Below are 15,914 nucleotides of genomic sequence, written 5' to 3' on the forward strand. Positions count from 1 at the left end.
AGGAGGGAGAGGGGAGAACTTTCCCCTCTCTCTTTTTTCTTTTCTATAAAGGGAGAAAACAATGAGTAAAAACAGAAAATTAGCAGGGGCACTATCTGCTGTCCTTTTAATATCCTCCTTTCCTAGTTCCTTATTGGCTGTTAAAGAAATTGATAATTCACCAATTTATGCGGAAAAGGTAGGTGCAAATCATTCAAATGTGTTGCAAATGCAGGTTAAAAATACACCTATAGAAAAAAATGAAAAAACACTTTCAAGTCAAGAAAGAAGTAGTTCTGAAGTGCCAGAAGATGAAAATGTTATTCCGGACAAAACCTTGCAAAAGCTTATAAATGTATCGCTGGACAGAAAGGAAGACGAGAAAATAACAAAATCAGACTTGGCAGGGCTGACAGAGATTGCTTTTTATTGCTATGACGATGGAGATATTATACATGATTTAAAAGGTCTAGAAAATGCAAAAAATGTTACAGAGTTATTATTACATTATGATGGAACTGATATATCCTATTTAAAAGATTTAACAAAACTTGAAAGCTTACAAATATGGGGGCTAGAAAAGGGTCAAGAACAGAAAGATGACTTTGTTCAATCAGAGTTAACAGATATTTCCAGCTTAAAAAAACTAACGAATTTAACCATGTTATATATAAACAATACCAAGGTAAGTAACCTAACCCCTCTTAAGGACCTGACACTACTTGATAAAGTAAGTCTTCAGAATAATGAAATCACATCAGATGATTTAGTACCGTTGCAAAACCTTCCAAAAACAAAAAATGGTAGAACATATTTGTCTTTAGATGGAAACAAAATAGCAGATGGAAGAGAACTTAAAAAGCTTGATTTTTCAATTACTGCCTCTAAGCAAAGAATAACCATAAAACCAAAAAGTAATATTTTCGAAAATCCTTGCATAAATCTATGGGGAGAACGGTATGCATTAAACAATGAGCATTTAAGCGCGGTAACTACGGCTGAAGATTCATCTATTAATTTTGAGAACCAGAAATATAAAATTATAGGAGATATAGATAATTTACAAGAAATTAAAGTTGATTGGGGCGATAGGACAGGTGAGAGTCATGGAGGAACACTTACTATTGATTTAAGTGAGTTGTGGAAAAATGGAAAAGATAAAAACTTATCTAAAGCCAAAGAAGAAGCCAACAAAGCAATAGAAGGTTTGGCAAACTTAAGTGATGAAGAAAAAACAACTTATAAAGACAGAGTAACAAAAGCGGAAAAAACACAAGAAATAGAAAAAGCAGTAGAAGAAGCAAAAAAAGCAAATCAAGCCAAGCAAGAAAAACATCTTGTTAACATCCATGTGTCTGGCTATGCAGACAAGACCTATATTCAAAAACTCTACAATGCTGAGATTAAAATTGAGAATACGGATACAGATGGAGACTCAGGTAAAAAAGATGAAGGTTCAGCACTTGTATGGGAATTAGGTCCAGGGACCTATACCGTGAAGATTTCACATCCAGGTTTTCAAGGTCTGACTCAAGAAAATGTTCAGGTGGATAAAAATACCACAGACTTATATTTTAAACTACAAAAAAATGAGAATACAGACCAAGATGATAAGCACCAATATGCCCAACCCAGTATACAAAAAATTAGTTTGGTGGAATTTGGTAATCCAAAAAGAGTTTTAGGAAAAGGAAGCATTAATGGGAACTTAATTTCTTTTGTAGTGAAAGACAAACAAGACCGGGAACGGATTTTCAATAACAAAGCTACAATTAGAATTGATGAATCAACTAATATCCATGCCTATAACACCCTTAGTTATATTGTACCCTCTCGTTTTGAAACTAGTGATGGTGCAGACCCAGAAGGCGATTTAAGAGCTCTTTCTGGTTACGTTGATCAACCAATTAACTTTAATCCAGATGGCACCACTAGCCTCTTTATCAAGGGGAAGGGAGGAAAGGCTAGTGAGTATTCTATGGTGATTAAGTCCGATGATATAGAAAAACAACATGTTGTTCTGTTTGATATGGCAGCTGATAAGTCGAATTCACTAGGAGGGGTAGAACTTAAATATAAAGGTGAGAGACAAGGAGGAAAAGAATGTCAAGAACTGGTACAACTTGTGGAACATGGTTCGTGTTTTAAAGAACCATTTCAATGGATATCAGATAATTATCCTAAAATAAAAGCATCCTGGCCACAACATACTCTAGGTGAGTTTTTAGGTTGGTATGATGAGCGATATGGAGGAAAAAAGTATACGGAAGAAACTCCTATTGAGGAAGATACCGTTTTATACCCTCGCTTTGAAAGAACTAGCATGCCAACAGAATATAACGACCCATTTACTGTTTGGATCCCTGGGAATGTAGATGTTTTTAAGGCACCCCTAAAGGTTTCCTGGTCCGTTAATGGAACTGACTTTAAAGATTTTACTAGGCCAGAAGATGTGAAGGTAGAAAAGGGAGATACCCTATATTTAAAAATTGATGATAGTGCTAGTGAGTGGAAACTTTCTGGGATGGAGGCCCGGTATGGCCTTTTGAAATTGCCTATAGAAAAAGATGACCAAGGAGTTTACCACTTGAAACCCATTCCATCTCACGATCTAAGTGACTTATATCCAAAAAATTGTGTATATCTATCCTGGGTGAAGAGTGGAGATGAAGGAGAAGGGGCCTTTGATTTAAATAAGCAACATAACATCCATCTTTTACAAGAAGGAACAAAGGTTGAATTTACCAATATTCAGGAATCTACAGATGACAAAACTGAATTAGAACTATTGAGTAAATTCCAAGAAGGCCACACCATTCGTTTCCAAGTACAGGGGGAAGAAATTACAGAAGTCAATGCCCAAGACCAAGCTGATAAGCCAGTAAAGCTAAACAAAGACTCAGAAACAAAAGATGAAAAGACTGGTCTTATCACACGAAACTATTCCTTTGTTATGCCAGCAGATGATGTAGACCTTATCGTCAAAGGAACTTACCGAAAGAAGCTTTCTTTAAGAAGAATTGACTTTAATTTTAAGGACAGTCAAGGCAAGAAAGTCGGAAAAGATCAAATTAAATCCTTAACCATTACGGCTGGGGGAGAAACTTATACCTTCGATGATTTAAGTAAGGACACTAACATTCCTGTTAGTAACCTAGGCTACACCTATTTCTATACTGTGGTAACCAAGGATGGAGTCCTATACCAAGGAAAATTCACAAAAACGGCCAAGGAATTGGGAGATTCCTATACAATTGAATTAAAGGCAGAAAATCCAGGTAAGGAAAAAACTAAGAAAGACTTTGATAGTCTAGTAGCTACAGCAGAAGGGCTTATCAAGGATTCTAGCTACACTCAAGAGTCCAGAGATAAACTACAAGTAGCTCTTACATCTGCAAAACACCAAGGAAATCTTCAAGCCTACACGGAAGCCTGTAAGATTATCACTGATGCCATGAGTGGATTGAAAAAAGCAAATACACTTCCAGACAAAGAAAAAGCAAAAGAATCCTTAGAAGGCTTAATCCGTAGACTATCCAACCTCAAGAAGGCAGATTATGAATCCAAGGCATGGGATGCTTTTGACAAGGAAATGTATAAGGCCAAGGCCGTATTGAAGGATGCAAATTCTTCCGAAGATGCTCTAAATTCCGCTCGGATAGCCCTGACACAAGCCAAGGATGAATTGGACAAGCACAAGATTGTTCCTGAAGACATGACCAAGGCAGAAAAGAATCTAAGAGATTTAATCAAAACCATTGAAAGGCTGGAAGAAAAGAACTACACCAAGGAAACTTGGAAAGACTTAAAAGATACTTTAGACCAAGCAAAGGATGAATTAAACTATTCCAAACGGACAGAAAGGTCCCTAGAAAGAGCCTACGACAAGTTAAACAAGGCCTACAAGGACTTAAAACTTGCCGATAAGCTGGCCCAAGAAGCAGAAAAAATCAACCAAGGCCACAAGGTCCTGGTAAGAAATTCCAGCTATCAAAACATGACCGACATCAAGAGCCACTGGGCAAGAGACTTTATCAAATACTGCATGGACAGAGGCTACCTAGTCGGAACCTCCATTACAAACTTTAGCCCCGACCGTCCAACAACGAGAGCAGAATTTGTTACCGTTTTATCTCGTCTAGCAGGTATTAAGGAAGAAAACTACAAGAAGAACAAGTTTACCGACGTGCCAAAAGGCGTTTACTACGAAGCAGCCGTCAACTGGGCCCAAGAAAAGAAGATCGTGGAAGGAACCGGCAGCAGCAGGTTTGCTCCAGACCAAACCATGACAAGAGAAGAAATGGCCACCATCTTAGACCGCTACTTCCAAGCAACCAACAAGGCCTATGGAAACAGAGGAGCCCTATACTTTAAAGACCAAGGAGAAATGTCATCCTGGGCAGCAGACAGCGTAAAACGCATGACCCAAGCAGGCATCCTCCATGGAACCGATAGAAACACCTTTGAACCCAAATCCAGCTTTACAAGAGCAGAATTGGCAACGGTTATCTATCAATTGAATAAGTAAGTAGTAAAAAATACGAAGAGGAATTAAGGAGCATGAAGAGATTCTTGCTCCTTAATTTTTTTGTAAAAAAACTAGAAAAAAAGTCCTTAATTTTCCCTAAATTTAGGGGGAATTAAGGACTTTTTTCTTGACTTTACCAGACTGAAAATATATAATGAATTCATAATAAAGAATAAAGCTTTTATGTTGTTTCACTTGATGAAAACTAAGATGGAATTTGGTGTAAATCCAAAACGGTCCCGCCGCTGTAAGCCAGGAGTGGGCTATCGAAACCACTGATTTTTTCGGGAAGGGGATAGTCTGTTAGGATAGGTAAGTCAGAATACATGCATAAAAGATTGTGTAAGACGCGAGGAAACGTCCATTTACACCCTAGTATAACTGTGCAAATACGGGCATTGGTCAATCCAATGTCTTTTTTTATTGGAAAATTTGCTTGTTTCCGGGCCGGTAACGGCCTATTGCAGGAGCATAGATTCTTGGGTGAAGGCATCCCCCCTACTCTCTCAATGTTTTGATGCTTTCACCCCTCTCCATTTTGGAGTAAAAGAGCTTTTTTCAGAACCAAAATTCATAAATGAGCAGAAGGACGCTTGGATTTTCCAAGTGTCTTTCAATAGGAGGAAAAATTATGGAAGTTAAAAATGTTCTTGTCCAGTTGGAAAAGTGTACAGGCGGTCTTTTAGAGAATATTCCGGACAGGTCTGAGCCCTTGGATATCCACGTTAGCCACCAAGTGGGAATTCAACAATTGGAAGGGGGCACTGAGGTGGTTTACCAGCTCCATACTGAGGTGGGACCAAGACCCAGGTCTTTGTTTTATTTGCAAATTGACCAGAGCATCCATGTAGCTTTTACAGATCCGGTTTCTTTGGACCGGGTAAGGGAGATGGCCTATGACTTGGCTAGCCAAGGGGCGAATGCTTTAAGTTTGCTCATAGCGAATTTAACCAGGGAATTGATTGGGACGGCGATTATGGTTCCGCCTCAATTAAACCAGAGGGAATTTAAAGTGCTTTAGGGGATGGAGAGTGAATTTTACGGAATTTGACCTAGGCCTAGGACCTAGATTTTAAGAGGTAGTTATGAATGATTTTTTTAAGGACTACAACCCCTGGGGCCAGGGGGGATTTTTTCTTGGAATTGTGGCCTTTACCATGTTTCTTCGACATCCTGTGGTTCAAGTCTTCAGCTTGTTGGGGGCCTTGGTTTATAACTGGATCCAGGTGGGCTTTGGCAGGAGTTTAAAGACTTTTTATATGGCCTTGGGATCGGGGGTTTTTATTAGCATTTTAAACCCTCTTTTGGTCCACCAAGGGGCCACAATTTTAGCTTATTTTCCCAATGGGAATCCCTTGACCCTAGAATCTATTTTTTTTGGTCTGTCGGCCGGGGCCATGTTTACGTCAACCATCCTTTGGCTTGCTTGCCACAACCGGATTATGACTTCGGACCGCATTTTGTACTTATCAGCGGGGGTTTTCCCGTCTTTATCCTTGATTCTTTCTATGGTTTTACGTTTTGTCCCTCTTTATAAGGAAAGGATTAAGACCATTTATGCCTGTCGCTTGGGGATTGGGGAGGACTTGTCCCAGGGAAACTTGTGGCGGCGGTTTAAAAATGCCCTGAAGATTTTTTCGATTTTTGTCACCTGGTCTTTGGAGGCCAGTATTGAAACAGCGGACTCTATGAAGGCCAGGGGACACGGGCTTCCCGGCAGGACTCATTTTGCACTTTTTAAAATGGAAAGAAGGGACTGGGTCCTTCTTGGCCTTTTGGTCTTTTGTGCCTCGATTTGTATCTTGGCAGCCTACCGGAGGAAGTTTAAGTTGGTGATTTATCCCATGGTGAAAATTGCCAAATTGACGCCTTTTTCTATTTTTGCCTTTGGGGCCTTTATCTTGTTTGCCTTTATGCCTGTGTTTGTATCTCTTTTGGAGGAATATCGGTGGAAATACTTAAAGTAGAAAATTTTTCCTTTAAATATCCTGGGGAGGGACCCTGGATTTTAAACAATGTGGATTTTTCCCTAAAGGAGGGGGAGTTTGTTCTTTTGACGGGCCTGTCTGCTTCGGGAAAAACGACTCTTTTAAGGCAATGTAAAAAGCCTCTGGCTGCCTTTGGTGACAAAAAAGGGAGGATTTTTTTCCAGGGGAAGGAGTTGGACCAGCTGAGCTTAAGAGAGGATGCCCAGGGCATTGGTTTTGTCCAACAGGATCCTCAAAATCAAATTGTCACGGACAAGGTTTGGCATGAGTTGGCTTTTGGTTTGGAGTCACTGGGTTTGGACCAGGAGACTATGCGGCTTAGGGTTGGCGAGATTGCCAGTTTTTTTGGTATGGAGCCCTGGTTTTTAAAGAAGGTAAGGGACCTTTCTGGGGGGCAACTCCAGATGGTGAACCTGGCTTCTATTTTGTGCATGCAGCCAAAGTTGTTGCTCTTGGATGAACCTACGGCCATGCTGGACCCTATTGCTTCCTTGGAGTTTTTCCAGGGGCTAAACCGGGTTTGCCAAGAGCTGGGCATTACTGTCTTGGTGAGTGAGCACCGTCTGACGGAGCCCTATGCTCTGGCTAAGAGGATCTTGTTTTTACAGGATGGGAAAATTGCTTTTGATGGGGACCCCAGGTCTTTCGCTCAAGAAATGAAAAGCAATCCCCAGGCGATTTTAAAATCTCTTCCCAGTCCTGTGCAAATTTATGCGAAAAGTTCCTGGACGGACCAGGTTCCCCTAACGGTTGGGGAGGCCTTGAGAAGTCGGCCTAAAATAGAAAGAAGGGACTTAGAGGACCAAGACCGGGAAGGCTTTGTCGATGGTCCCAGTCTTTTATCCATGGAAAAGATTTATTTCCGCTATCAAAAGGAGGGGCCGGATGTTTTAAAGGGGGTGAATTTCGACTTAAAAAAGGGAGAAATTCATGCTATCCTGGGAGGAAATGGGGCAGGTAAGTCCAGCCTTTTAAAGGTCATAGCCGGGGTGGAGGAGGCCCATCGGGGAAAGATTTTTCATGAGGGAGTCCGACGTAAACCCGGGACAAGGCCAGAGGATTTGGCCCTGGTTCCCCAGCACCCCAAGGCCTTGTTTGTTTATAAAAGGGCTCGGGAGGAGTTGGAGGAAATGACCCAAGACCAGGAGGCCTTAAAAAAAGTCATTGAGGACTTTGACTTGGGCAGGATCCTGGACCACCACCCCTTTGATTTAAGTGGAGGGGAGATGGAACGCCTGGCCTTGGCTAAGATTTTTCTTAAAAGACCGAAAATTTTGCTTTTAGATGAGCCCACCAAGGGAATGGATGGGGATTTTAAGTTGAAGTTTAAGGGGCTTTTAAGGGACTATTTGCAAGAGGGGGGCAGTGTTTTAATGGTGAGCCATGATGTGGAATTTTGTGCTGAAACGGCCCATAGGTGTTCTTTGTTTTTTAATGGAGAGTGCATCAGTCAGGGTTCTCGCAGGGAATTTTTTTCGGGCAACCACTTCTATACTACGGCGGCCAATAAAATTTTTCGCAAGGAAAACCCCAATATTTTGACAGTTGAAGATGCAGTGGAAGCAATAAATTTTGATCAAGAAAGGGAAGGGATATGAAAAGAAAAATTACGGGACTCTTGGCTCTTAGCCTGATATTTTCTTTGACTGGTCAGGTCTTTGCCAGTTCAAGAGTCAACAAGGAAGTGGCTGAAACGGCCCAGTTTTTATACCAAACTGTAGACCAGCCAAACTTTGGAACCATAGCCGGAGAGTGGACGGTTTTATCTTTGGCAAGAAGTGGAGAAAAGCTACCGGATGGTTACCTAGACAACTACTACAAGAGGGTAGAGGCCCATGTTCAAGCTAAGAATGGGGACCTGTCAAAAAACAAGTTTACGGAATATTCCAGGATCATTTGTGCCCTAACAGCCATTGGGAAGGACCCCAGAAATGTTGCTGGCCATGACTTGGTGAAGCCCCTGTCTAATTTTAATAGTGTAATCAAGCAAGGATTAAATGGACCTATTTGGGCCCTAATTGCCCTGGATACCAAGGGCTATGACCTATCTCCTATTGAACCGGCTCAAGAGCAAAATTCCAGGGATCGGATGATTGGGGAAATTTTACGGAGGGAAGTTAAGGGTGGCGGTTGGAACCTGATGGGGGACAAGGCTGACCCGGACATGACGGCAATGGCTCTGTATGCTTTGGCTCCCTACAAGGGTCAAGCCAGGGTCAAGGGGGCCATCGATCGAGGGGTTCAAGCTCTTTCTGACATGCAACTCCCTACAGGGGGCTACACAACTATGGGAAATGAAAATTCAGAATCGTCAGCCCAAGCTATTATTGCCTTGACTAGCCTAGGGATTGATCCAGCCAAGGACTACCGTTTCGTTAAAAGTGATGCCAGTGGACAAAAGCATAGTCTGGTAGATGCTCTTTTAAGCTATAAGGCTCCAGGTGGTGGTTTTAAACACATCCACACAGAAAGTCAAGCCAATGGAATGGGAACAGACCAAGCCATGGAGGCGTTGGTTGCCCTGAAACGTTTTGAAGAAGGTAAGACGCCCTTGTTTAATATGAAGGATGTGGCCCTCCAAGGAGGCCAAGGTAGGGGAGGAAAAAGTCAAGAAGCCTTTACTGACCTGGAAGGAAACTGGGCCAAGGATTTAATCCTTCAAAGCAAGGGCTATGGAATTGCCAATGGAAGTGGGACCTTCCAACCAGGCAAGGCCATTACCCGGGGCGAATTCGCCGTGGGTCTTGTCCAAGGTTTAAACTTGGGCCAAAGACCGGGGAAGGCCTTTAAGGATGTGAAAGATACAGATTGGTATGCAGCGGACATCAAGATTGCCACGGCCCATGAAATTATCTTTGGCCGGGGAGATGGAAATTTTGATCCTAAGGCCACCATTACCCGGCAAGAAGCCTTCTCTATGTTGGCAAGGTCTCTTAACAAGGAAAAAGCTGACCTGGCCGTGCTAGACCAATTTAAGGACAAGAAGGACATTGCCTCATGGGCTCAAGAGGCCTGCTCTGTAATGGTGGGAAAAAACTTGGTTAAGGGCCGTCCGGAGGGGCTTGCTCCCAAGGCGGAAATTTCAAGAGCGGAAGCTGTTCAACTCATCCACCAAGTGGCGGGAGCTAAATAGAAAGAAGTTTTATTATTTAAGATTTATTTAAAAATAAAAGACTAGATTTATAAAAAAAGAAGTGGTATATTTAAACATTGGAAAGAGAGTTTAATGGCTACTTTTCATGTTAAGTTTGTTAAAGCAATTAAGACCCGGCAATTGGGTGAAATTGAAAAAAGATAAGAACCATTTCTAGTATTCGTTAAAAGCGAGCCTGGTTCTTATCCTTGAAAGAAGGAGAAAAAATGAAAAACACACAAAAACAAGCACTTGGACTAGCCTGTGTCCTTTTATTTTCCCTAACAGGACAAGTTTTTGCAGCAAGTGAAGCCAAGGAAGCTAAAAAAGATGCAACAAAAGTAGAAGCTCAAGCTCCTAAAAAAGAAGAAGTGAAAGAAGACGCTAAGGAAGAAGTTAAGAAAGACCTTAAGGAAGATACCAAAAAAGAAGAAGCCAAGGAAGAAGTTTTTAAGGACATCAAGGGCAACTGGGCTGAAAAGCTAATTGCAGAAAGCAAGGGCTATGGAATTGCCAATGAAAGCAAGGAATTCCAACCTGAAAAAGCCATTACTCGGGGCGAATTTGCCGTTGGTCTTGTTCAAGGTTTAAACCTGGGCCTGGGTCAAAGACAAAGCAAGGACTTCAAGGATGTGAAAGATACAGACTGGTATGCAGCAGACATCAACATTGCCACTGCCCATGAAATTATCTTTGGCCGTGGGGATGGAAACTTTGATCCTAATGCCACTATTACCCGTCAAGAAGCCTTCTCTATGTTGGCAAGAGCTCTTGATAAGCAAAAAGCTGACCTGGCTGTTTTAGATCAATTTAAAGATAATAAGGAAATTGACTCTTGGGCAAAAGAAGCTTGTGCCTTAATGGTAGAAAAGAAAGTCGTTAAGGGACGTCCTGAAGGCTTTGCTCCTAAAGCAGAAATTTCAAGAGCAGAAGCTGTTCAACTGATCCACCAACTGGCAGGGTTAAAATAAAATGAAGGCTTTTAACAACTTAACAAAAAAACAAAAGATCCTGGGGCTTGTTGTTCTAGGACTTTTGTTCATAATCACACTTTTTTACAATAGTGATTTCTTGCGACCTGCAGATAGACAGGCCGATGCAGAAAAGGTTAGTCAACTCCAAAAAAAGGAAAACGAGGACTTACAAAAATTAACAGGAAAAGAACCGGGAAAGATTAGCGGTTTTTCTATTTCAAGTAGTCAAGATTCGGCCACTCCTGGAAGCCAGGTTCAATTTGTTGGGGAATTTCAAGGGGAAGGGGATTATGACCGAAGCATTGCCTGGGCCATTGTCAGTCCCCATGGGGGAAAAACCCAAATTGATTCTCAGGGTTTATTGACCCTGGACCTTGAAGAAAGGGAAAGTCAGCTGACAATCGAAGCCAGTGTAGATAAGGGGGCCTTTAAGGACCAAAAGGTCATTCAAGTTCAGGGGATTCCTCCACTAGCCAACAAGCCTGCCAGCCAGGCAAAAAATAAGGCGGAATTAAAGGCCATTGCCCAGACGCAACAAGCCCAGGTGACTCCAGAGGAAAAGGCAAAAAAAGACCAAGAAGATAAAAAAGCCAAGCAGGCAGCTATCCTTGCAACCTCTAAGGGGAAAAAAGACCAATATCAAACAGCTCCGACACCAGCAGGCAAGCCCAAGCCGGTAGAACCCGGCAGCGTTGCCAAACAAGACCAGTTGGAAACCTGTACCCTATCCATCCAGTGCAAGACAATCTTGGATAATATGGACCGGTTTGACTTGGACAAGATTGATGTTTTACCAACAAATGGGATTATTTTGCCGGAAACCAGTGTGGAATTTCATCCCGGGGAATCTGTTTTTGATATTTTGGACCGGGAGACCAAGGCCAGGAAGATCCATATGGAATCTAATTTTACTCCGGCCTATAACTCTGCCTATATTATGGGGATTAACAACCTCTATGAATTTGATTGTGGGGAATTGTCTGGTTGGATGTACAAGGTCAACGGCTGGTTTCCAAATTATGGATGCTCAAGATATGAAGTCAAAGCAGGGGATAAAATTGAATGGCTTTACACCTGTGATTTAGGCCGGGATGTAGGAGATAACTCCATGGCCAAATAAGAAAGGAAGGGTTTAAAATGGAAATTGCAATTTATGGAAAGGGTGGAATAGGCAAGTCGACAGTATCTGCAAATATTTCAGCTTCCCTGGCCAAAAAGGGGAAGAGGGTCTTACAGCTTGGTTGTGATCCCAAGCATGATTCCACCCGACTTTTACTCCATGGTCGCGATTGCAAGACTGTTTTAGACTATATGCGGGAAGTGGGCCCCCTGGACTACCAACTGGCTGATGTGGTCCACCAGGGGATTTACTCCATTGACTGCGTAGAGGCCGGGGGACCGGAACCTGGTGTGGGCTGTGCCGGTCGAGGAATTCTATCTACCTTTGAGCTCTTGGAAAACTTGGGCCTGGACAGGAAGGACTATGACTTTGTCCTCTATGATGTTTTAGGGGATGTGGTTTGTGGGGGCTTTGCCGTCCCCCTAAGGGACCAGTATGCAGAAAAAGTCTATATTGTCACTTCCGGAGAATTTATGTCGATTTATGCAGCCAACAATATTTTACGGGGTCTGGCAAATTATAGTCAAAAGGGTCCCCGGGCCGGGGGTTTGATTTTTAATGAAAGGGGCTTTGAGGGAGAACTCCAAAGGGTGGAAAGATTTGCCCAAGCAGTGGGTCTACCCATTCTGGGAGAAATTCCAAGAGATCCGATTTTTGCCGCCTGTGAACGCCATGGCCAATGTGTGGTGGAGGGGGCTGAAGATTCTCCCGTGGCTTTGGAAATGGACCGGATTGCCGGTAAGATTTGGGACCAAAGTCGCCTATATCCGGCCAAGCCCCTGGGGGACCATGAATTGGAAGAGGTGGTTTTGGGCCACAAAATCCGCAAGGAAGTCCCCGAAGAAGCGGGAGGGCCCAAGGAGAAAAACCCCAGCCAGGGCCGGGGGACTTATTCCAAGGCCCTGGTCAAGCAAGAACCCCTCCACGGTTGCGCCTATAATGGGGCCATGAATATTGCCGTCCAAGTAAAGGACGCCATTATCATCAGCCATGGGCCTAGGTCTTGTGCCAACCTGTCCTACCAGGCCATTTCTTCCCTGGGTCGGAGGTCTCTTTTTGAAAAGAAAAAGATCCTTCCTGTCCAGGTCCACCCCAAAATCCTATCCTCGGAATTGGGGGAAGACGCCATGGTTTTTGGTGGCATCCGGGACCTGAGAAGGGTCCTCCAAGAAGCCCTGGAGAAAAAACCGGCCCTGGTGGTCTTGGTTACCACCTGTCCTTCGGGAATTATTGGAGACGATGTGGATGGGGTAAAGGATCTAGCAGGACCTGAAACATCTATCTTGGCCTTAAAAACCGATGGAAATTTATCCGGGGACTATATGCAGGGGATGATTTTGGCCTACCAGGAAATTGCAAAATTTTTGGTGGACCCCCAGGAAAAACCCGACCCCTACCTGGTAAACCTCTATGGAGAAAAACCCATTGCCAATGCCACCAGTGGGAATTTTAAAATTCTGGAGGACTGGTTGGGGGCCTTTGGGGCCAAGGTCCACTGCCGCTACTTAAATGAAACCTCTACAGGCTCTGTCCGGACCCTCCTAAGGGCGGGCCTCCACCTTCCGGCCTACCATGATTATATGAATACAATCCTGGAAAATTTTTTCAAAAAGACCTATGACCTGGACTTCTTTCCCCATGCCCTGCCCATTGGCTATGAAGAATCCATGGACTTTATCAAGGCCCTGGGCCGTTTTTACGGCAAGGAAGAAGTTTCGGAAAAAATCATAGCTCGGGAAAGGGAAAACTACCAAAGGCAGATGGACAAGTACCGGCCCTACCTCCAAGGGAAAAAACTCATGGTGGTGGCCTACAACAATAAGCTGACTTGGATTTTAAAAACAGCCCTGGATTTGGGCATGGACATTGTCAAGGTGGGGATGATTAACTTTTCCCAAGACGTCTATCCGGAAAATCCCTTTAAGGACAAGATCTTGGATTGGGAAGTGGACTATACGGCGGAAAAAAGACGACAGGATGTGAGCCGGCTTAAGCCAGACCTGGTTTTGGCCAACTACAACGGCCCCAACATGGACGATGCCCCCTACCACGATACCATTCAATTGACTCCAGAAGGGGGCTTCCAATCTGGAATTGCCTTGGCCAAGAGGTGGGTGACGATTTTCCAACAAAATGTACAAGAAGGGTGGAGGAAGGATGAAAAATACTTTAAAAAATATCAAGGCTGACAGTTTTTCCGGTTTGATCTTTGGCCTGGAAAGCCTCCGGGGAGGGATGACCCTCCTAAACGGCCCTACCGGTTGTAAGTTTTACCATTCAGCTGTGGTGGATGGGGCCCTCTTAAGGTCCGTTTCCTTTGACCCCCAATCCTATCCCCAGGAATTTTACTTTGGTCAAAGCCGGGTTCCCTGTACCTACTTAGATGCCAAGGACTATGTCTATGGCGTGGAAAAAAAGCTCCAAGACCTTTTGGAAGACATTCGAGACCGGAAGCCTGATTTTTTGGCTGTGGTGAATTCTCCGGGAGCAGCCCTCATTGGAGATGACTTGGAAAAAATCGCCAGCCGGGTTCCAGGCCTACCCTTGACGGTTTTTATTCCAACCCCTCTGTATTCTCAAGCCTTTGGAAAGGGTTTGAGTCAGGGCCTGGTGGCCCTCTTGGAAAAACTCCAACCGGCCCAGCTGCCTGTGGAAAAAAACCGGGTCAACCTCCTGGGCTTTTCTCTCCTCCAAAACCATGTTATGGGAAATATTGCCTGTCTGAAAGACCTCTTATCCAAGGCAGGACTGGAAGTAGGAACCTACTTTTTTGACCAGGGACTGGACCAAATCAAGGACTTGAGAAGGGCCAAGCTCAACCTTGTCCTGAGTCCCGAAGACGGCCTGGACCTGGCAAAATATTTAAAGGAAAAATACGCCATGCCCTATTGGATTCCCCCCAAGGGCCAGCCTGTGGGTTTTGATGCAACGGAAGCTTTTTTCAAGGACCTGGCCCGGATCCTTCCCATGAATTTGGACCCGGTTATGGAAGAAATCCAAAGAGCCCGGGGCCGGGCCTACATCTTCCTGGCTCGCTATTCGTCCCTTTTGGGATTACCCAAGGGGGCCGGTTACTCCCTAAGTGGACCAGCCTCCCTCCTCTTGCCCCTTCATGATTTTTTGAAAAACTATCTGGGTATGGTGCCGGGGCAAATTACCTGTAGCCAGGGGTCCTACCCGGCCTTTGAAAAAATCTTAATGGAAGAAAAATTGGCCTCCTTGGACCGGGTCCAAATGGTCTTTGGGGATGGCAATGACCTGGCCCAGGCCATGGCCCAAGACAAAAGAGTCCGGGGACTGGAAATTCAAGGCCCCACCATGGGCTATTTGGATGTTTTGGAAAAAACCCTCTATGGTCCCCAAGGAGCCCTCTATATTTTAGAAAAAGTCCTCAATGGTTTAAAAATGGGAGATGAAGGCTATGGAGACTAGGGAAAAAAATCGTCTGGTAAGTCTTTTGTCTGGCCTGGTTATCTTTATCGGGATTCCCGGCCTCTTGATTTTTGGCATGACGGTTTTAAATGATCGAAAATACCTCTTTATCAGCCTATGTATCTTGCTCCTAACCAGCCTGCCCCTGCTTTTTCTCTTTGAACGCCGGGGGGTTAAAACCAGAGAGTTGATTTTAATTGCCGGTCTTTCAGCCATAGGAGTGGCCGGCAGGATGGCCTTTTTTTGGATTCCCCATGTAAAACCTGTGGCGGCCGTAACCATTGTTTCAGCTATTGCCCTGGGGCCTCAAGCAGGCTTTGTTGTAGGGGCCATGATTATGTTTGTGTCAAATTTTTCTTTTGGCCAGGGCCCCATGAGCCCTTGGCAGATGTTTTGCTTTGGCATTATTGGCTTTGTTGCCGGGAGCCTGTTTGAAAAATTCAAGCTTCCCAAAAACAAGTGGACCATGGCAAGTTACGGCTTTTTATCAATTTTTCTCTTTTTTGGGTCCATTATGAACCCCATTTCTGTCATTAGCTTTTATGAAGAAATCAATAAGGACATGATTGTCTTATCCTATCTTCGAGGACTCCCCATTGACTTGATCCATGCAACAGGGACCTTTGCCTTTTTATTTTTCTTTGGGGAAAGTTTTTTGGAAAAAATCCAAAGAATCCAGGTGAAGTATGGCCTTTTAGATGATCGGAGTTAGTTTCTGGAATCAAAACCACCCATTACGGGTGGTTTTGATTCTTTCATG

The 15,914-nt window shown here is 43.7% G+C and carries 10 protein-coding genes and 1 riboswitch; all 10 genes read left to right on the forward strand.

All coding sequences use genetic code 11. The annotated features are described in order from the left end of the window. Positions 1–61: 61 nt before the first annotated feature. The 10 genes from BQ7400_RS09555 to BQ7400_RS09600 all read left to right on the forward strand — a co-directional run bounded on the left by BQ7400_RS09555 (position 62) and on the right by BQ7400_RS09600 (position 15,866). A complete protein-coding gene (locus tag BQ7400_RS09555) occupies positions 62–4,507 on the forward strand; it encodes an S-layer homology domain-containing protein (RefSeq protein WP_072470328.1) in 4,446 nt (1,481 codons plus the stop codon). A 166-nt stretch (positions 4,508–4,673) separates the two neighbouring features. After that, positions 4,674–4,855: riboswitch (cobalamin riboswitch) on the forward strand. Positions 4,856–5,138: 283 nt separating this feature from the next. Then, a complete protein-coding gene (locus BQ7400_RS09560; protein ID WP_072470330.1) occupies positions 5,139–5,528 on the forward strand; it encodes a hypothetical protein in 390 nt (129 codons plus the stop codon). A gap of 64 nt (positions 5,529–5,592) precedes the next feature. After that, complete coding sequence (locus BQ7400_RS10495) at positions 5,593–6,474, forward strand: energy-coupling factor transporter transmembrane component T (RefSeq protein WP_072470479.1); 882 nt, start codon at positions 5,593–5,595, stop codon at positions 6,472–6,474. Next, positions 6,456–8,093 carry an ABC transporter ATP-binding protein gene (locus BQ7400_RS09570; protein WP_072470332.1) on the forward strand — a complete coding sequence of 546 codons (1,638 nt, stop codon included), beginning with the start codon at positions 6,456–6,458 and terminating at the stop codon, positions 8,091–8,093. The genes BQ7400_RS10495 and BQ7400_RS09570 overlap by 19 nt, the downstream gene beginning before the upstream one ends. Beyond that, complete coding sequence (locus tag BQ7400_RS09575) at positions 8,090–9,628, forward strand: S-layer homology domain-containing protein (RefSeq protein WP_072470334.1); 1,539 nt, start codon at positions 8,090–8,092, stop codon at positions 9,626–9,628. Before BQ7400_RS09570 ends, BQ7400_RS09575 begins: the two co-directional genes overlap by 4 nt. Before the next feature lie 227 nt (positions 9,629–9,855). Continuing rightward, the gene (locus tag BQ7400_RS09580) at positions 9,856–10,599 is read left to right on the forward strand and encodes an S-layer homology domain-containing protein (RefSeq protein WP_072470336.1); all 744 of its coding nucleotides are present in this window, start codon (positions 9,856–9,858) and stop codon (positions 10,597–10,599) included. A 1-nt stretch (position 10,600) separates the two neighbouring features. Beyond that, positions 10,601–11,722 (forward strand): DUF4430 domain-containing protein, encoded by a 1,122-nt coding sequence (locus BQ7400_RS09585; RefSeq protein ID WP_072470338.1) that lies wholly within the window; start codon positions 10,601–10,603, stop codon positions 11,720–11,722. Positions 11,723–11,739: 17 nt separating this feature from the next. Further along, complete coding sequence (locus BQ7400_RS09590; RefSeq protein WP_072470339.1) at positions 11,740–13,911, forward strand: nitrogenase component 1; 2,172 nt, start codon at positions 11,740–11,742, stop codon at positions 13,909–13,911. After that, positions 13,880–15,154, forward strand: coding sequence for a nitrogenase component 1 (locus BQ7400_RS09595; protein ID WP_072470340.1), 1,275 nt, complete (start codon positions 13,880–13,882; stop codon positions 15,152–15,154). The genes BQ7400_RS09590 and BQ7400_RS09595 overlap by 32 nt, the downstream gene beginning before the upstream one ends. Then, positions 15,144–15,866, forward strand: coding sequence for an ECF transporter S component (locus BQ7400_RS09600; protein ID WP_072470341.1), 723 nt, complete (start codon positions 15,144–15,146; stop codon positions 15,864–15,866). The genes BQ7400_RS09595 and BQ7400_RS09600 overlap by 11 nt, the downstream gene beginning before the upstream one ends. Positions 15,867–15,914 lie beyond the last annotated feature (48 nt).

This window comes from Urinicoccus massiliensis, assembly GCF_900120405.1.
GTDB lineage: Bacteria > Bacillota > Clostridia > Tissierellales > Peptoniphilaceae > Urinicoccus > Urinicoccus massiliensis.